General features: G+C 57.9%; 9 protein-coding genes and 2 pseudogenes. 3 read left to right on the top strand and 8 right to left on the bottom strand.

Annotated features, from left to right (window positions below; genetic code table 11):
- The first annotated feature begins 137 nt into the window (after positions 1 to 137).
- Positions 138 to 5,708 carry a trifunctional serine/threonine-protein kinase/ATP-binding protein/sensor histidine kinase gene (locus tag ABIA90_RS23450; RefSeq protein WP_354119252.1) on the top strand — a complete coding sequence of 1,857 codons (5,571 nt, stop codon included), beginning with the start codon at positions 138 to 140 and terminating at the stop codon, positions 5,706 to 5,708.
- A 716-nt stretch (positions 5,709 to 6,424) separates the two neighbouring features.
- Here the strand turns inward: ABIA90_RS23450 and ABIA90_RS23445 are convergent.
- A pseudogene (locus tag ABIA90_RS23445) lies at positions 6,425 to 6,879 on the bottom strand (FMN-binding negative transcriptional regulator); the annotation flags it as partial.
- 20 nt (positions 6,880 to 6,899) lie between these two features.
- Positions 6,900 to 8,096 (bottom strand): annotated as a pseudogene (locus ABIA90_RS23440) (IS3 family transposase).
- A gap of 83 nt (positions 8,097 to 8,179) precedes the next feature.
- On the opposite strand from ABIA90_RS23440, the gene ABIA90_RS23435 reads away from it, so the two are divergent.
- Positions 8,180 to 8,911 (top strand): MBL fold metallo-hydrolase, encoded by a 732-nt coding sequence (locus tag ABIA90_RS23435; protein ID WP_354122475.1) that lies wholly within the window; start codon positions 8,180 to 8,182, stop codon positions 8,909 to 8,911.
- Positions 8,912 to 9,452: 541 nt separating this feature from the next.
- On the opposite strand, the gene ABIA90_RS23430 is transcribed toward ABIA90_RS23435, so the two are convergent.
- A complete protein-coding gene (locus ABIA90_RS23430; RefSeq protein WP_247457858.1) occupies positions 9,453 to 10,820 on the bottom strand; it encodes a tyrosine-type recombinase/integrase in 1,368 nt (455 codons plus the stop codon).
- A 286-nt stretch (positions 10,821 to 11,106) separates the two neighbouring features.
- Positions 11,107 to 11,337, bottom strand: coding sequence for a hypothetical protein (locus ABIA90_RS23425; RefSeq protein WP_502916640.1), 231 nt, complete (start codon positions 11,335 to 11,337; stop codon positions 11,107 to 11,109).
- Positions 11,338 to 11,366: 29 nt separating this feature from the next.
- On the opposite strand from ABIA90_RS23425, the gene ABIA90_RS23420 reads away from it, so the two are divergent.
- Positions 11,367 to 12,089, top strand: coding sequence for a hypothetical protein (locus ABIA90_RS23420; protein WP_354119564.1), 723 nt, complete (start codon positions 11,367 to 11,369; stop codon positions 12,087 to 12,089).
- A gap of 739 nt (positions 12,090 to 12,828) precedes the next feature.
- Here ABIA90_RS23420 and ABIA90_RS23415 read toward each other — a convergent pair.
- The 4 genes from ABIA90_RS23415 to ABIA90_RS23400 all read right to left on the bottom strand — a co-directional run bounded on the left by ABIA90_RS23415 (position 12,829) and on the right by ABIA90_RS23400 (position 18,709).
- A complete protein-coding gene (locus ABIA90_RS23415; RefSeq protein ID WP_354119253.1) occupies positions 12,829 to 13,149 on the bottom strand; it encodes a cupin domain-containing protein in 321 nt (106 codons plus the stop codon).
- A gap of 526 nt (positions 13,150 to 13,675) precedes the next feature.
- Positions 13,676 to 14,197, bottom strand: coding sequence for an RrF2 family transcriptional regulator (locus ABIA90_RS23410; RefSeq protein ID WP_354119254.1), 522 nt, complete (start codon positions 14,195 to 14,197; stop codon positions 13,676 to 13,678).
- Between the two features lie 27 nt (positions 14,198 to 14,224).
- Positions 14,225 to 17,449, bottom strand: a complete 3,225-nt coding sequence (locus ABIA90_RS23405) for an efflux RND transporter permease subunit (protein WP_354119255.1) — start codon at positions 17,447 to 17,449, stop codon at positions 14,225 to 14,227.
- Positions 17,450 to 17,482: 33 nt separating this feature from the next.
- Entirely contained in the window at positions 17,483 to 18,709 is a 1,227-nt protein-coding gene (locus ABIA90_RS23400; protein WP_354119256.1) for an efflux RND transporter periplasmic adaptor subunit, read from the bottom strand.
- Between the last annotated feature and the right edge of the window lie 376 nt (positions 18,710 to 19,085).

Genomic DNA, 19,085 nt, shown 5'->3' with positions numbered 1-19,085 from the left:
TTGGAAGGCAAGTCGCACCTTGGCGTGCCGCGGTCCACTCTTTGGCGGCCTTGATCGGTACTCGCGCCGTTTTCCCTTCACAAGCTCGCCCCATATGTGTCAGGTTTTGGCTCAGTCCTTATTGACCGGGCGGGCAAATGCCGCGGGACCCCCTCAGCCGAACTTTGTTCGGCTCGAATCTCGACAGTGACATCCAGCCCCTGTGGGAGGACGGTGATCGCGCGTTCTGCCGTGCGTGGCGCCTGCAAATCCACGGCAGCAGGGCTGTCGTGCTTGTTGTGCGGCCCATCGCGGAACACCCAGCGACGCTCGACCGCCTCGCCCATGAGTATGAGCTGAGGGAGGAGTTAGACGAGGCATGGGCGGTGCGGCCGTTGGAACTCATCCGGGAAGCTGGTCGGACTATGCTGGTCCTGGAGGATCCATGCGGCGAGCCACTGCTAAATTTACTTGGGCTCCGTATGGAGCCCAAGCGCTTCCTGCGCCTCGCTGTTGGCATCGCGAGGGCCGTGGGCAAGCTTCACCGGCACGGCTTGGTCCACAAGGACCTGAAACCCGCTCACATTCTGGTCAATTGTCCTGACGAACAGGCGCGACTCACTGGGTTTGGTCTGGCTTCCCGTCTTTCCCGCGAGCGCGTGCCGCCTGAGCCTGCCGAGTTCATCGCCGGCTCGCTGCCCTACATGGCGCCCGAACAGACCGGACGAATGAATCGCTCGGTCGATTGTCGCAGCGATCTCTATTCACTTGGCGTGACATTCTACCAGATGCTGACCGGCGCGCTGCCGTTCACGGGCTCAGATCCCTTGGAGTGGATCCATTGTCATATTGCAAGAAAAGCAATACCGCCCGTCGAGAAATCGCAAAACCTCCCCGAGCCGATATCTCAGATTGTGATGAAACTCCTCGCGAAAACCGCCGAGGAACGCTACCAGACTGCCGCTGGCCTTGAGCACGATCTGCAACACTGTCTCGCAGCATGGGCCAACCACGGTCGCATCGACCCGTTTGAGCTCGGCACAGACGACACACCTGATCGGTTGCTCATCCCCGAGAAGCTCTATGGCAGAGCCCTTCAGATCGAGGCTTTGCTTGCCTCTTTCGATCGCGCGGTGAAGAGCGGCGCGCCGAGGTTGGTGCTCGTCGCTGGTTACTCCGGTGTCGGTAAATCTTCGCTCGTCCAGGAGCTACACAAAGCGCTGGTGCCCTCGCGCGGGCAGTTGGTGTCAGGCAAATTCGACCAGCTGAAGCGCGACGTTCCTTATGTGACGCTAGTGCACACGTTTCAGAGTCTTGTCCGTGCTCTTCTCAGCAAAAGTGAGGGCGAACTCGCCACCTGGCGGCAAGCGCTCCGGGAGGCGCTCGGCGCGAATGGACGACTGATGGTCGAATTGATCCCCGATCTGAGCCTGATCATTGGCGAGCAGCCCGCGGTTGCTGAGCTTCCAGCCCGGCAAGCGCAGATTCGTTTCCAGCTGGTGCTTCGCCGCTTTATTGGCGTGTTCGCCCGGCGAACCCATCCTTTGGTGCTCTTCCTCGACGATTTGCAGTGGCATGATGCCGCAACGCTCGACTTGATCGAGGATCTCCTGACCCAGTCGGATCTGCACCTGCTGCTCATTGGAGCTTACCGCAGCAACGAGCTTGATGCAGGCCATCCACTCAAACGCAAGCTGGACTCCATCAGGAGAGCTGACGTAAATTTCGAGGAGATCACGCTCTCGCCGCTCACTGCAGACGATGTCGCGCAGTTAGTCGCGGACACCCTTCGCTGCGGACCCAAACGCGCTGCCCCGCTTGCAAAGTTGGTGCATCAGAAGACGATGGGTAATCCGTTCTTCGCCATTCAATTCCTTTCTGAGCTGGCCGAAGAGCATCTGTTGACGTTCGATCACGAGTCGGCGCGCTGGCGATGGGATCTCGAGCGTATTCACGCAAAAGCGTACACCGAGAACGTCGTAGATCTGATGCTCGGCAAGCTCATCCGCCTGCCCGAGGAAACGCAGGACGCGCTGCAACAGCTGGCCTGTTTCGGCAACATCGCCGGGACGGCGGAGCTTGCAATCGTGCTCGAAACTTCGCAGGAGCAGGTGCATGCGACCCTGTGGCCGGCGATCCGGCAGGAACTGATCGCGCGCCACGGAACAGCCTACCGCTTCCTCCACGATCGCTTTCAAGAGGCGGCCTACTTGCTGGTGCCGGAATCCTCGCGCGCTCCTGCCCATCTGCGGATCGGTCGGATGCTGGCGGCACACGCCCCTGCGCACAAACGCGAAGAGGCAATCTTCGACATCGTCAGTCAACTCAATCGAGGTGTCGCGCTAATTGCCTCCGGTCAGGAGCGTGAGCAGCTCGCAGAGCTGAATTTGGTCGCAGGGCAGCGTGCCAGGGCGTCGGCGGCCTACGCCTCGGCACTCACATATTTCACCGTTGGTGCTGCGCTGCTCGCGGAGCACTCTTGGCGAGGGCGCCACGAACTCGCGTTTGCACTGGAGACAAGCCGGGCGGAATGCGAATTCTTGGTAGGCCAGCTGGACGTTGCAGAGAGTCTCCTGTCCGCTCTGTCGAAGCGCGCCTTGAACGGGCCCCAGCGAGCAACGGTCGCCTGTTTGCGGGTCGATCTTTACTTGACGCTCGGTCAGCACGGGCGGGCAGTGCTCACAGGGCTCGAATATCTTCACGACGTCGGGATCGAGTGGTCGCAGCATCCGACGGACCAGGAAACATTAGCCGAATATCAGCGGATGTGGTCGCAGCTGCCCAACGCAATCGAGGATCTTGCTAGTTTGCCTGCAATGACCGATCAGACCGCGCTTGCCACGCTTGCCGTCTTGACGCGGATTCTTCCGCCCGCAGGTTTCACGGACGCCAATTTATCCGCTTTGGTCATCTGCAGAGCTGTCACCATCAGCCTCGAATACGGCAACACTGATGCTTCTTGCGCCCATTACGCATGGCTAGGCCGAATCTTGGCCGGGCGCTTCGGTGACTACCAAGCAGCTGACAAATTTGGTCGTCTTGCTTGCGACCTGGTTGATCGCGGTGAGTTCTCCCGCTTTCGGGCTCCCGTCTATTTGGCCTTCGGGTGCAACGTGATCCCGTGGACGAAGCCCCTAAGAGGTGGCCGAGTTTTGATTCGGCGAGCGCTCGCAGCTGCGGTCAGCAGCGGCGATGTCATCTATGAAGCGTACAGCTTGCTTCATCTAACCTCAAATATGATGATGGCCGGAGATCCCCTGAAAGAGGTGCAGAACGAAGTAGAGAAAAGTTTTGCTACGATACGGAATAGAAAGGTTCAGTTTGCTGCTGATGGCGTAGCCGTTCAGCTCGCAATCATTAGAAACATGCGCGGCCTCACGCGCTCATTCGGTTGCTTCGATGACCAACAATTTGACGAGCTAGACGTCGAGCGATCGTTGGCACGGAGTCCGGAGCTGTCACCTAGCGAAACCGTCTACTGGATCCGCAAACTTCAGGCGCGATTTCTAGCCGGCGATTATGCTGCGGCTGTTGATGCTCGCTCCAAGGCGGAGCCCAAATTATGGACTATGCCGACGGAGCCCTTGATCGCGGAGCTTCACTTCTATGGTGCGCTGTCTCACTCATGTTACTGCGACAAGCTAGGCGAAAGCGAACAACAGCAGCATTGGGATATCATTGATGCCCATTACAGACAGCTGCAGATATGGGCGACGAATTGTCCTGAAAATTTTGAGAATCGGGCTGCCTTGGTCGGCGCCGAAATTGCAAGGCTCGAATACCGGGATGCAGACGCAATGCGACTATATGAACACTCAATCCAGACCGCAGCACGTAACGGTTTCGCCCACCACGAGGGAATCGCTTGCGAACTTGCAGCGCGCTTTTATGCTGCGCGCGGTTTTGACAGAATCTCCCGGGTTTACCTGCAGGACGCGCGGCGCGGCTACCTTCGTTGGGGAGCAGATGGCAAGGTGCGTCAGCTCGACGAGCTGTATCCCCATCTCAGCCATGAGGAGACCACTCCTGCCATGAATGGAATGAGGATCGGAGCTCCGGTTGAGCATCTTGATCTCGCGACGGTGACAAAAGTGTCGCAGGCGATTTCCGGCGAGATTGTTCTCCAAAAACTAATCGACACGCTTATGCGGACTGCCATTGAGCAGGCCGGCGCCGAACGAGGTTTGTTAATTCTGCTGCATGGAGGCGAGCCACGGATCGAGGCGGAAGCCACAACGGTAGCGGATGCGCTGCTTGTAAAGGTGAATGAACAGCCCGTAACTCCGATGGCGCTTCCCGAGTCCGTGCTGCATTTCGTCCTACGCGTCCGCGAAAACGTCATTCTCGAAGACGCTGCCGCCGAGCCTTCATTTGCGGAAGATCCGTATATCCGCGAGCGCAAAGCGCGTTCTATTCTTTGCCTGCCACTGATCACGCAGGGCAAGCTGATCGGTGTACTTTATCTGGAGAATAATCTCGCCGCGCGCATATTCTCGGCTGCCCGCAACTCGGTGCTGAAAATGCTTGCCTCGCAAGCTGCAACAGCGCTGGAAAACAGCCGGTTGTACAGCGAAGTTCAGCAACGGGAGTCGAAAATCCGGCGCTTACTCGACGCTAACGTCATCGGAATATTTATCATTCGCGAAGGAGGCGAGATCATCGAGGCAAATCAAACCTTCCTCACGATGGTAGGATACGACCGAGAGGATCTCGTCGCGAGGCGAGTTAACGGTCTCGACCTTACACCGCCAGAATGGCACGAGCGCACACTGAATGCTGGAAGAGAAGCAAAAAGGACCGGAGCTGTTCAGCAGTTCGAGAAAGAGTATGTCCGCAAGGATGGCAGCCGCGTGCCGGTGCTAATTGGCCTCGCCGTATTCGATGCGCGAGACGACCAAGGTGTTGGCTTCGTCCTCGACCTGACAGAGCGAAAGAGAGCGGAAGCAGAAGCCCGTGAAAGCGAACGACGATATCGCGAGACTCTGATGGGGCTGGCACACGCCAATCGGATCACGACAATGGGACAGCTGGCCGCCTCAATCGCCCACGAGGTCAACCAGCCGATTGCCGCGATCAGAAGTAATGCGGGGGCGGGGCTAAATTGGCTCGGTGCTCAACCGCCAAATCTGGAAGAAGTTCGGCACACCTTCGGTTTGATTGTCCGTGACAGTATGCGTGCAGGGAACGTGATCCGTCGGATCCGCGCTCTTATGAATAAGGCTCCTATGCAAACTGAGCTGCTCGCAATTGACGAATTGATCTTAGAGGTGCTGGCCCTAGTTCGCGCGGAACTTACGAAAAATGATGTATGGGTGCAAACGCGACGTACTGAGGCGTTGCCGCTCGTCCGGGCAGATCGCGTCCAGGTCCGGCAGGTGATTCTCAATTTGATCACGAACGCCATCGACGCCATGAGCGAGATTAACGAAAGTGACCGCGAGTTACTGATCAGTGCGCGGACAGATGACTCGAACAACGTAGTGGTCACTTTTCGGGATACGGGCCCAGGACTCGATCCGAACAGTGCTGACCGCGTGTTCGAGGCGTTTTACACCACCAAGCCCGAAGGCATGGGCATGGGGCTGGCCATTTGCCATTCTATTATTGAGGCGCACGGGGGCCGGATGTGGACGGGCGCCAATGATCCTCGCGGGGCCGTCTTTCAGTTCAGCATGCCGGCTGCGCCGGACGTCGTCGATCGGTGGGAACAGGTCTCTTCAACGTCTTAGGCTCGAGTGCGATATCGAGCAGGGCGCTCCGGGAGCCCGATCATCGTGACAGAGCGAGCGGCGAGACCTCGCGGATTTAGACATTCGCTTTTCTTACTGCCCATCGGGGAGTGTTGGAGCGAGCGCAGATTGTCGCGAATTGTCAGAAGATCTGCAATCTGACCGTGTTAGCTTCAAGACGCTTTGAAGGCTTCCTGCAAGTCTCTTGAGACTTGCAGGGCGTCGGAATCACGGTGAAAGCTGCATACGCGGTGTTCGAGAGAATGACGGCAATCCGCCTTCCAAAGCATCTTTGTTTGGGTGGGAAGGGCGATTTCAATGCGGTGATTTACTTTAGATGCAACCTTCGCTCGTGGCTGCGCAGAGTTTCAGTGTGGCGGATCAGTTAGCGCCAGTCGCAAGATTCCGTACTAAACTGGTTTGCTTTGACAGCAGTGGAGCCGGCGCAGCCCCCTTGAATCCGATCTCAATCGGAGCATTCCTGTCATGCGCCCCGAAGCAGCCCGCGGATTGCAACCGGTGTACCGCTCTTCTTCTCCGGACTGGCCTCGGGGCCTCGCGCCGCTGCTGCCGCTCGCAATAGGTGACGCGCAGGCGAGGCGTCGTGTATGGTTTCTGTGATCTGTAAAAGCCCGAGCAGGAACCGACCGCCGCCGTCGCATCGCTGTCCAGAAGGAGAGCAGTCGAGGATATGGAGAAAATCCAGTGATACCGCGTCACAATACGTCGTCCGGGTTCGTCATGAGGTGAGCCACACGACGGTCTTGGTCACGGTCGCTCTTCGATAGCCCCTCGATGACACCGGCGCGATCCGCCGCGTTGCGGTTCTGGCTCATCTTCCGCGTGCCATTGAGGCGTGTAATTTGCAATCGCAGACCGACAATCCCCTTAAGCTCCGTTTTGATGAAATCGCCAGGGGCGTCAGACACCGCCCAGCGGTCTGTGCGCGAGCGCTCGTGCACATCGCTCAGCCGCGTGACCACCTTCGCAGCCGATCGGCAGAATCGAAGAATTCGACCGGCCCATAGGCATGCACGGCGATATAGTTCCACGTCGGTACGGCCTCGCCTCTCGCGTGCTTGGTCACGTACCAGGAGGGGCTGACATAGGCCTCCGTCCCAGCGAAGATGGCCATCGCCTCGCCAGTCGGTGTCAGCTTCCACTGCGGATGCGTGACCTGAGCCCCAAAGATCATCCAGCGATGGGCAGAATCCTTTGGTTATTTGAGCCTGTGTGGCTCGGTGATGCAACGGGACGGGGCGCGGAGCCCTCGACATAGCGCAGCGTCCCGTCCCGTTACATTTCGGACGCTGTTAGTCTGGCATAGGTTGATGGCGGCAGGTTTGCCGATCCCGCTGTGCGGACGAACGGTGTTGTAATCATCCTGCCATTCGGCAAGCAGTTCTCGAGCATGCTCGAGTGACGAGAACAACGTCTCGTTCAACAACTCGTCGCGCAGTCGTCCATTGAAGCTCTCTACGAAGGCATTCTGCTGCGGCTTGCCCGGTGCGATGTAGTGCCACTCGATCCGGGTGAGCTGCGACCAGTGTAGGATGGCCATGCTGGTGAGTTCGGTCCCGTTGTCGCTGACGATCATGGTCGGGCGGCCTCGTTGAGCGATCGCGGCATCGAGCTCACGACCCACCCGGGTCCCCGACAACGAGGTGTCGGCGACCAATGCGATGCATTCCCGGGTGAAGTCATCCACGACAGCCAGGATACGGAAGCGTCGGCTGTCGGTCAGCGTGTCGCTGACGAAATCCAGTGACCAGCGCTGGTTCGGTCCCTGCGGCAACGCCATCGGAGCCCGTGTTCCCAGAGCTCTCTTGCGTCCGCCGCGCCGGCGAACCTGCAGCCGCTCCTCGGCATACAGCCGCCGCAGCTTCTTGTGGTTGATCAGCACGCCTTCGCCGCGGATCATGAGAAGCAGACGGCGATAGCCAAAGCGCAGGCGTACCGACGCCAGCTCACGCAGCCGGACGCGAATGGTCGCGTCGTCAGGCCGAAGGCTGCGATAACGCACCGAGGACCGATCAGCTCCAATCACTTCACACGCCCGCCGCTGACTGACCTCAAAACTCGAACGAAGGTGAGCCACAGCCTGCCGCCTTGCGACGGGCGTCACCATTTTTTTGAATTGAGGTCCTTCAGCATGGCGTTGTCGAGCATCGCCTCGGCCAACAGCTTCTTCAGCTTCGCATTCTCGTCGTCAAGCACCTTGAGGCGCCGAGCGTCTGATACGTCCAGGCCGCCATATTTGGCCTTCCACTTGTAGAACGTCGCGCTTGAGATCCCATGCTTGCGGCAGACATCCCCCGTCTTCGAACCCGCTTCCTGCTCCCGCAGGATCGCAATGATCCGTTCTTCCGTGAACCTCGACTGCTTCATCTCCGTCTCCCTCAAGGTGACGGATTCTACCTCTTTTTGGAGGAAGTTCAGGGGCTCAGGTCATCCCCGTCTATTCGTCCAAGGTGACCGCCGATGCGATTCGCTACGACACCTATGGTGCGAACGCGGGCGAGCAGGCCGATGCGCCCGACATCCCGCCGCGCGACTTCGTGGTCCCTGGCATCACCTTCGACGGCGACACGACCTTGCAAATCGACGGATTGACGATCGTCGCGCGCGAATTAGGGGCTGGCGAGGCCCCTGCGACCACGGCCTACTACCTGCCCGCCACGCGAGAGCTGTTCCCCGGGGACGCCATTCTCAACCGGCTCCACGGTCCCCTTAGAGAAGCCCATACCGAGCCGTGGCTTGGCATCCTCGACCGGCTCGAGGCGATGTATCCCAATGTCGCCATCGTGCACCCTGGACACGGCGCGTCGGGTCCGAAAGAGCCGATGTTCGATGACGAGCGGCTGTATCTGAGGACTTGTCGCGCAATAGCCGCAGAGGAGATTGCCCGCGGGGGCTTCACCGATGCTGCAAAGGCAGCGACCGTCCGGCTGGATCAACGCGCGGTTTCCTTACACCAACCCGACGGGCATCAAGGATATCGTCAGCGACAGTGTCGAGGGCCTCTTCCGAGAGTTCTCGCAGCCCTCGTCTACACCGCTTCCTTGATGCACATGTGTCGTTTAGGGGAACGGTGTGGCAGATGTACGAGCGGAATTGCGGGTAACGGTCAATGTACGCAGCCAGGCGGGGAATCGCCCTCTCGACCAATCGCAAGAATCGTTGGTTGCGTGCCCCCGACTTGAACCTACCGTTCGATGAGCTTCCGACTTTAGGCGGGCCATCGGAGGGAATATCGCAGATTTGAGTCGTGTGGGGAAAGGCGGTAGCGGTCTACTGACTCGAACCCCCGACAGATCACCGCGGAGTGGGACAGTCTAACACGAGGTGCGGAACCGGTTGTCTTCGACGCTTGGTCAGTGAACCTCGCCTCAGTCCCATCACGCCCCCCTAGATCTCTGCCTCAAGTGCCGTTCTTCTTCAGGAACGCCGCAACGAAATCGCAACGAATTAAACGAGCGTGAACAAAACGGGACGGGAGCGCTCGCCATCGCAAGAAAATCAATAACTTAGAACATGTTCACTACGTTCGGGACGCAGGGGCGCCTGCGCTCAGATCGGGACTTGAACCGAATGTCGGTATCGGTGGTTACGCCTCTTGGATTTGAGCCTGCTTCGATCTGGTTTTGCCATCGCCCTGCGTCACTCGGCAATTGCCGGAACGGGCGAGTTCAGCTGACCGACCGTGTCCGGCAGTGCGGTTAGGCTCCCTGGCCCGTGCATGCATCAAGCTGCACGCCGCATCTTGCCTTGCTCTTCGCCCTGAGCGCCTGGCTCCACTCCAAGCTCGCTGGTTGCACGACGGCTTGCCCCATGGCCGAGCCAGCCTCGCAAAGCGGCGTCTTCCGTGAGGGACTTACCGAGGGCCGAGAACACTGCGGTGCTGATCGCTTGTTGCTGGCTGCGAAGGTGATCCTCAAGTAGTTTGTGGCGAGTAACATAGCCGGCGTTCACGCCTGGAATTGAATGGTTCATCAGCAGCTTAGCATCAAATTCCGAGACCCCGGCAGCCGTTGCAATAGTCCGGAATGTTTGGCGAAGATCGTTACCCCACTTCGAGAGGGTATCGCGATCCTCTTTAGTTTCAGCAAGGTGCCCTGACTCACTGTCGCCGGGAAAGACCCATTTCTGCGACTGCAACGGATACATTTGCCGGCCAAAGCGGATTGCCCGAATGAGACACAGGATCATTTCGCGGGAGAGCGGGATATCGAAAGCTCGCTTCCTGCCGCCCTTCGGCTTTTCGATATGCAGAGTTCGGCTGTGAAAGTCGATGTGACTTGGCTTCACTTGCTGTAAGGCGGTAGTTCGAGAACCACAGAGCAGCGTGAGCAGGTGGAATTCACGGCGGATCGGATTTTCAAGGACAGCCAACTCCCGAAACCACTCGGTCAAGTCGCTGATGCCCATGCCAGTATCTCGGCGTTTCTCCTCATTCCAATCGACGGCATCCGCCGGATTGTCGCGTGGCAGTGATCTGTTAGTCTTACGAGCATGATTGTAAATTGCGCGTAGCGTTCGCATACAACCATTCGCGATATAAGGACCGTTCTCCTTTGTAATCTCGTCGTGCTTCTTGGCAACTCGAGCAGGATCCTCCGCGAGTCCGCCCAATGAAGTATCAAGCCACTCCGCAAAGAGACGTTCTACGTGGTCGCGATAACCACTTATGGTCTTTTCACTACGACCCTTTCGGATCAGGTGGGCTTCCAGATATCGCTGCCATGCATGCCTGAGGGTAACAGCCGCAACCTCGGTATTCACCTCGTTCCCAACTTGGCCAAGGCCAGCGTCTCCGCCTTGCTTTGCAGTTTTCGGGCGCAGTCCCCTGCTGATCTGAGCCAGATATTCCTTTGCGATCGCGCGCGCTGCTCGGGTGGTCAACTCGCGCGTGTCGCCGATCGATACTCTGATGGACGATGCTCGCTTGCCTCCCTGCCGAAGATCGCCTTGGACAGTGAAGGTTCTTTTCCTCTTCCCCACGACGACGAAGAAGCCCTTCAACTCAGTGTCGCGGGCTAGATACCAGCCCTCCTTCGGGGTAGCTAACTGAGCGATGCTCTTGTCGTTCAGAGGAATACGAATGTCATTCATTGGAGCGGAGGCCGTGGACTAAAACGGTTTTCAAACGGTTTTGGCGAACCGGGTTGTTTGGATGTTCGGGTTCGACGTACCGCGAAGCTATGCGACAAACCCCTATAAAACAAAGGGCTTCTGAGGGATCGTCGTAGCGCAGAGCAGATTCAGAAATCGTAGCGAAGGGCTAGTTTTGAACTCTTAATCAGCGGGTCCCAGGTTCGAGCCCTGGTGCGCCCACCATATAAATCAAGCACTTAGCATCTGGCTTGGTATCGTAGGCGACCTCGTTTTACAGGTCGTTTTACAGTTTTGTTCTCGCTTCGAGCTTGAGTACCGCAGCTTCTGCAAGCTGAATGTCGCGACCAAGATAGTGCGCGTCCAGAATGGCCTCGACGTCCTTTAACGAGTGGCCGGTCACAGCCGCGATCTGCGGTACGCTCGCTCCAGCGATCGCCAGCCGAACCACTGCGGTGCCCCTCAAATCGTGAAACGTCAGGTCGCCGTGCCCGCCCGTTCGCAGGCCTTTGCCCACGATGTTCGAAAGACACCCAGCGTGGCCTTATGTCGATGCCGCAGCGTGTTTTGCTGTCGCAGATGAAGAAGGCCTTTCCTGACAAGAACGAAGCCGAACGCGAGGACCTTTTGCAGGCAATGCTTCGGCTTCAGGAACAGGATCCGCTCGCTGTTCTCCAGCAAGAGCCGTTTGAGAGCGGCAAAAATGGCGGCAGCCTCAGTACGGCAAAGTTGGCACCGAATTTTGAGATGGCCATGTATCTGGCCCAGGCCACAGGCGCCAGTATCGTCACCGACAGCCCTGCGCGTTGGCAAGAGATGCTCATGGCTGCCGCTCGGACTGGACGAATACCAACAATGGCGCTACCAGAGCTCGCCCGCGCCATGCGTCAGTCCAGCTTTGCGTTTCCGCAAACCTCTTCTGACATTGCCCGACTATCATTTGACGATACGTTTGCCACCTATCGGCAAATCATGCGCGAGACGTTCAAATATGTGACGAAACTCTCCGATCGGAGCCGCAAGCCGAATGTGGAGCAGGGGCTCGCGAGCCGCTTTACGCGCGTGCAGGCCCGCGCGCAGCAGGTTATGCAGAAAGCGAATATTCCGCTTGAGCAAGCACGAATGATCGGGATGCTGTTCGAGGGTGGAATTCAGGACAACACCGTCAATCGTCTGCTCTTGATGTCCAGCTCAGAGAACCATCTGCCAAATGTGCCGATGGTCTTTCATATTGAGCCCGGCAAGGTGGCCAGCAGCAAAACTAGGTAGTTTTGGAGAGCGATCATCTGCATGCTTCTTCAAATCGCATCTAATCCTTGTGAATGATTGATAGTGTGGCTTCAAATGGCTCCTTGCGCCAATCGGGCAGGGTCTCGACTTCACCATCATGATGACGACACGACCGGCTTGAGCGTGAGCTGGAATAGCTAAGGTGCAGCCGAGGGAACAATTTTGTCCGCCCAGGCTGATGCTCGGCCCAAAAGGCACCAATAGGGGCGAAATGCACCCCGACCCTTCATTTCATCTCGCGACCATTTGAAATTACAGCAAATGCGACCTCCCTCCGCGCGCACCATAAACCCAAAGTGGAGCAGGTCATCGCTATGGGCTTCACACTGGGCGAGCGTCCGCCTCCGGAATTCGGTCAAGAGATCGCGTGAAGTTATTTGCTGCCTCAACGCCCGAGACGGGTCCCTTTACACGTCTGAGCGATAGCGGAGATGGGACTATCGCGCGATAGGGGACAACCATCCCTTGTTCGGACATCGTCAGCCTTTGACCCGAAGCGGACTTGCTCCTGAGCCCATACGAGGTCTGCTTTTCGAGGTAGAGTTCCCGCCTTTATCGAAACAGATCTCACCCCACTTCAAGAATCCGCTGCCCGTGGAGTGGCAAGGCACGTGAACCGCTCCTACGCTATGCCGGTACGACCGGATAGACATCGATTGGATCGGGCCGGAAAATGGAGCCGCCGGGAGCCCCACCGCGTCACGCTGTTGCGGTAGGTTTAGCGTCCATCGATGATGGTCAGATTGGTATCCTTGCGATCAACCACGAAGATCTTGAGAAGCTTCGCGGGCTCAGAACTGCTCGCATTCTCGCTCACGTCGTGATGCGCTCCGGGCTTCTCAAACCAGCTTTCGCCCGCATTGAACACTCGCATCTCGCCGCCATCCACTTGGCTGCGGATGGCGCCCGACAACACGTAACCCGCAACAAATGCAGAAGCCGCATGACGATGCGCCGGTGTCTTACCGCCGGGAGGATAGTAGACAGCGACGGCGATGAGGTTCTTGCCCGGGATGTTCGGGATGGCTTCGTTGAACACTGGACCGATCGCGGAGCCCGGCCCTTGCTCCGCGATTGATGATCGCTGTGTCACCACAAGAGCCAATATTGCCACTGCTCGCGCGACAGATCCCAGCTGAAGTCCTAGAAATGTCATTTCTTTTGTTCTCCGACAAACTCCGCCGGAGATTGGATCGATCCTGACCTGAGAAAAAGGACCAGGAATTAATCTAATTCGTGTACTAAACTGAGACATACGGGCGTTATTGCAAACGCCGTTCGTTTCTCTGCTAATTTCTCTTGCGCGCATCAGGTTATCACGCTCTTGCGATGTCACCTGTTAGGGCGAGCTGCTAATGCGCAGCCAATTTGGCGTCCAGTATAGCAACTCGGCGTCTCACCGTCCGCATCACCCGGAAGCAGTTATTGAGGGACCCCGGCGCTAACGACAATTGGCTTACGCGAGGTAGCGCCGCCCTACTCATGATCGGCGGCCGAGATAGCTACGCCGTCCTTACAAACTAGGGCACCGCCGATGTGTCAATTTAACTCTTGCCTTGAGCGTCCTAGCCGCCGTTCCGCGAGGTGGGAGCCCTCTCTTCGAACCATTTTTCGAGCTTCTGCATGTACTCGGCCGGAACCTTTTTAGTCACCATCGACGCGATGTCAGCCACCGTCCGGGAAGCGAGCACCTTTCGCATACGCGCGTCGGCTTCGAGCATAATAGCATGGATCGAGCAAACGCCCCGGGTTGACCACGCTGGCCGCTTCCCGCCAAAAACTGCACATTGAGCCCGAATATCGCGACACTCAAAAATTGGTTTCTCTCCGTCGATCGCGGTGATGACGTCTAGTACGCTGATCGATCTCGCCGGACGAGCGAGTCGGAAGCCTCCTCGCGCTCCCTCAGTAGCGACCACCAAGCCGGCCTTCTGCAACTTGGTGAACAGCTTTGCTACGTATTCAACCGATACGCCCTGCAGTTCAGCAAGCGCCCGAACGCTCGCTGGCTGACTCTCGTCGAGAGGCTCGACCAAATACAGTAAGCAATGCAGCCCATACTCCACGCCCGTAGTGATGTGCGCCATTCTTGGCTCCCACTCCAATTTTTCAAGTCAGTCGGTGGCGTTTGATGGTCCTGAGGCTAACGTTCTTTCGGGCTTAGCGCTTTCGACATCCTGCCGGCGTCGGCTTGCTTTGAAGCGGTCAAGCCTCGACGCGGCGCCTCGTACGACCACGTAAAATATAGGCGTAAACAAAAGTCCGAACAAGGTTACGCCGAGCATACCGGCGAACACAGTTGTACCCAGCGATTGCCGCATTTCAGCACCTGCCCCTGAGGCGCTCATCAACGGCACCACACCGAAGATGAAGGCGAATGACGTCATGAGGATTGGGCGCAAACGCGTCCGGGCGGCCGACACTGCCGCTTCGAAGCGGGTCTGCCCCTCCTCCTCCGCCTGCTTCGCGAATTCGACGATCAGAATGGCATTCTTCGCCGCCAAGCCGACGAGAACGATGAGGCCAATGTCCACCAGAATATTACGGTCGAGATTCCGCGCGGTTACGCCGATCATCGCCGCAAGGATACACATCGGGACAATCAGGATCACCGCCATCGGAAGCAGCCAACTTTCATAAAGCGCGGCCAGAAGCAGGAAAACGAAAACGACGGCAAGACCAAAAACCAGAGTAGCAGTGTTGCCGAGAAGCTTTTCTTGCAAAGCAATCTCGGTCCATTGGAATCCGAAACCTTGCGTAAGTTTATCTTTCGTAATCGCCTCGACTGCTGCGATGCCCTGACCAGACGAGAACCCGCGCGCAAGGCTAACTTGCACTTCAGCCGCAGGATAGAGGTTGTAGCGCGTCACCCGGAAGGGCCCGGTCGTATCCTTAAGCGTTGCGACGGAGCCAATCGGCACCATGTCGCCGAACGCGTTGCGCGTTTTAAGGTTTGCAATGTCACGTGTCGTCAGCCGATATCCGTTGTCGGCTTGGGCAGTGACCTGATAGGTACGGCCAAGCAGATTGAAGTCATTGATATACGCGGACCCCATGTAGATCGACAGCGCGTCAAAGACGCGGGAGATTGGCACGCCGAGAAGCTCGGCCTTAGTTCGGTCAATGTCAGCGTAAACCTGCGGCGTGTGGGTGTTGAACAGTGTGAAGGCCTGGGAAAATCCCGGATTTGCATGTGTAGCTCCGACCACTCCCCAGGTCGCGGCTTCGAGTGCCGGCAGGCCACGGCCCGCACGATCCTGAACATAACCCTTGAGGCCGCCACCTGTGCCGATGCCGGGCACGGACGGCGGATCCAAAACGAACACAAACGAGTCTGTCAGAACCTTCAGCTGGTCGCGTAAATCGGCCTGGATCCTAGCGGCAGTCAAGTCTTCCCTGGCGCGTTCTTCGAACGGTTTCAGAACCACGAAAATGACGCCGGTGTTGGTAGCATTAGTAAAGGTTGCGCCGTCAAACCCGACGAACGGGTCGACACGCTCAACTCCCTTGCGGTTCAAGATGATCTCGCTCGCCTCGCGGAGCACCTTATCGGTACGATCGAGCGACGCGCCCGGCGGCAATTGAAACGCCGCTATCAGGTAGCCGCGGTCGAGCTTCGGTATCAGGCCGGTCGGCGTTCTCCTCATCAGATCGGCGGCGAGGAATATCAGTCCCGCATAGACGATGAGGGCAATGAAGCCAAACCTGATGACGCGCCCCGTCAGGGCGCCATAAGCGATACCGCACTTGTCGAACGCCCAGTTAAACCCCGCAAAGAACAAGCGTAACGGCAGTAAAATCCGCTGCATGTTCTTCGATATGCCTGACCCTCCCCGGCGCGGCTTCAGCAAAATGGCCGCCAATGCGGGAGACAAGGTCAGCGACACAAAGGCGGAGATCACCGTGGCGCCGGCGATTGTAATCGCGAATTGCTTGTAGAAGGCCCCCTGCAGCCCGGAAATGAAGGCTGCAGGAATGAACACGGCGCAGAGCACGATTGCAATCGCCAGCAGGGCGCCGCCGACCTCGTCCATGGTCTTGTGGGCCGCTTCCTTTGGACTCATGCCGTGTTCGAGGTACCGCTCCACATTTTCGACAACAACGATAGCGTCGTCCACCACGATACCGATCGCAAGGACAAGTCCGAACAGCGACAGCGTGTTGAACGTCAGCCCGACGCCGCTCAGGACCAGAAAACATCCGGTCAGCGAGATCGGAATGGCAATCACCGGAATGATCGCCGCACGCCAGGTCTGCAGGAAGACGATGACGACGAGAACCACCAGTACGACCGCCTCGAACAGCGTATGGACGACCTCGTCCACGGATTGTTGAATGAACTCCGTCGGATTGTAGGCAATCGTATAATCGACCCCCGGCGGGAAGTCCTTCCGTACTCCCTCCATGACCGCTTTCACCCCGGCTGCGGTGGCAAGGGCATTCGAGCCGGGTCGTTGAAAGATCAACATCGCCGTCGCTGCATCACGGTCAAGATAGGTGTTGACGGTATAGTCTAACGCACCGAGTTCGACACGGGCAACGTCGCGGACGCGAACGTATCCGCGATCGTCAGCCCGGATCACGATATCTCCGAACTGTTCCGGGTCGGTGAGGCGCCCGAGAGTTTGCACCGAGAGCTGGAACGCACCCGGTGATTTCACCGGCGGCTGGTTGATGGCCCCTGCAGCGACCTGAAGATTGGCGGCCCGCAATGCGGCTACGACCTCTTCGGCGGTCAAACCGCGCGCCGCGATCTTGCCAGGATCGAGCCAGACGCGCATGGAATAATCACGTGCGCCGAGGATCTGCACATTGCCGACGCCATCGACACGCGAGAGTGCATCCCGGATGTAAAGCGTCGCGTAGTTGGAGATATACTTCTGGTCACGCGAGCCGTCCGGGGAGATCATGTGCACAACCATCATCAGGTCTGGCGAGGCCTTTTGCACGGTGACGCCTTGACGGATGACTTCTTGCGGCAGACGGGGCGTCGCAATAGCGACGCGGTTTTGCACGAGGACCTGCGCCTTGTCGACGTCGGTTCCGGGCTTGAACACAACGTCGATCGACAGCTTTCCGTCGCCTGTGGATTGCGACGTGATGTAGAGCATATCGTCAACGCCGTTGACTTGCTGCTCAAGCGGCGTCGCAACAGTTGCGGCGACAACCTCGGCTGACGCTCCGGGATAGACCGTGGAGACGTTCACCGTGGGCGGCGCGATCTCCGGATACTCGGAGACCGGCAGCGACCGCTGCGCAACGATCCCCGCGATGGTCAGAAGTACTGAAAGCACCACGCTGAAAACGGGCCGCTCGATAAAAAAATGAGAGAATCGCATCTTCAGTCATCCACGGCAGCAGGTTTGCTGGGTCTAGTTCGAGGCGGCTTCGGCCGACACCGTGATCATGCCCTCAGTCGGCTTGACCACGGCGCCGGGCCGCACAAACGGATTGGCGACGCCGGCAACTACGACCCGATCGCTTTCGGACAGTCCGCTCAGGACTACACGCAATCCCTTGTACATCGCACCAAGCGTCACACTTTTCTGAACAACTCTATTGTCGCTACCCACCGTCAGCACGACTCTGCTCGCCTGATCGGAGACGATCGTTGCATCCGGAATCAGAAGAGCGTTGATCTCGCCGACGAAAAGCCGCAGACGGCCGAACGTGCCGGGCAGCAGGAACAGGTCCTTGTTCTCGAAAATGGCCCGTCCGCGTATCGTGCCGGCACGGGCATCGATCTGATTATCGATGAAGTCCATAACCCCCGCGTGGCCACGGCTCCATCCAGGTTCGTCGGCGAGCCGCACCATGACCGGTTTCTTGAATTCTCGCGAAATTGATCGCTCGCCCGCAGAAGCAAGCCGGGCATAGCGGATATAGTCGGCCTCCGAGGCATCGAAGGTGAAGTGAATGGGATCTAAGGTGACAATCGTCGTCAGCAATGTTGCCCCGGTCTGGCCACCCTGCACGAGATTTCCGACGTCAACCCTGTGATTGGACACTCGGCCGGAAATTGGAGCTCGGACCTCCGTCCATTCAAGGTTAAGCTCAGCATTGCGTAGGGCTGCCTCCGCACCGAGCTGCTGAGCCTTGGCAACACTGAGATTGGTCTTGCGCTGGTCAGCTTCACGCACGGTTATTGCGTTCGTTTCTATTAGGTGCTCTGCCCGGGTCGCGTCAGTAGACGTGACCGCGACCTGCGCCTGCGCCCTGGCGACATCCGCCTCGGCCATGTCGACAGCGATCTCAAACGGCCTCGGATCGATCAAATAGAGGAGATCACCCTGCTTGACGAACTGACCATCCACGAAATGGATCTTGTCGATCGCGCCCGACACCCGTGGTCGAACCTCGACTTGCTGCACCGGCTCGAAACGACCGGTGTACTCATCCCATATTGGCACCGACTTTGCCCTTGGAAACGCGACAGTGACCTCAGGCGCAGGTGGAACGTCGCTCGCGAAAGCCTTTCCTTCGCTAATCGAGAAGGCGACTACCACGCAAACAGCTAAGTTTCGCAGTAGTTGCCGCTTCGATCGAAGGGGCACGCAACGAGCAATCGAGGAAGTATCGAGCGAATCCAATGCTGCCATCGGTACACTCCGCCTTTCAGTGAGTAATTTTGAATAAGAGACTGCCGGTCTGGCAAGACTGTCCCATTAACCGGCAATCATCATGACGGGTTTAATGTCGTTGTGGTCGTCGCGCTTCCTCTCAATCAAGAAAGTCAGGTGTGCTAACCGCTACAATAGGTTGGGTTACGCCAGTTGGCGCTGGTGTCGAGGAAACCCGGCGTACCGAGAGCAGCGACAATTTGCTCATATTGAACTCCGACACGTTGTGTCGTAGTATGTGTCTCACATGGCTTCGGCGATATAGCGCGAGTGACGCTTTCCAGACCGACAACTGGGATTGCGGACTTTGCGGACTTTGCGGAGATGCCGGGCATTACAAGCTCAAGATTTTGTA

It is taken from the genome of Bradyrhizobium sp. LA6.8 (genome assembly GCF_040547935.1).
GTDB classification, from domain to species: Bacteria; Pseudomonadota; Alphaproteobacteria; order Rhizobiales; family Xanthobacteraceae; genus Bradyrhizobium; species Bradyrhizobium barranii.
The sequence above is the reverse complement of the archived record's forward strand: the minus strand, read 5'-3'. Positions and strand labels throughout refer to the sequence as shown.

What these genes read in the sequence shown, in the direction of transcription:
- ABIA90_RS23450 (WP_354119252.1), top strand. Translation starts at nt 138, where the DNA reads ATGCCGCGGGACCCCCTCAGCCGAACTTTGTTCGGCTCGAATCTCGAC.
- ABIA90_RS23430 (WP_247457858.1), bottom strand. Translation starts at nt 10,820, where the DNA reads ATGAATGACATTCGTATTCCTCTGAACGACAAGAGCATCGCTCAGTTA.
- ABIA90_RS23420 (WP_354119564.1), top strand. Translation starts at nt 11,367, where the DNA reads ATGTCGATGCCGCAGCGTGTTTTGCTGTCGCAGATGAAGAAGGCCTTT.
- ABIA90_RS23410 (WP_354119254.1), bottom strand. Translation starts at nt 14,197, where the DNA reads ATGGCGCACATCACTACGGGCGTGGAGTATGGGCTGCATTGCTTACTG.
- ABIA90_RS23405 (WP_354119255.1), bottom strand. Translation starts at nt 17,449, where the DNA reads ATGCGATTCTCTCATTTTTTTATCGAGCGGCCCGTTTTCAGCGTGGTG.
- ABIA90_RS23400 (WP_354119256.1), bottom strand. Translation starts at nt 18,709, where the DNA reads ATGGCAGCATTGGATTCGCTCGATACTTCCTCGATTGCTCGTTGCGTG.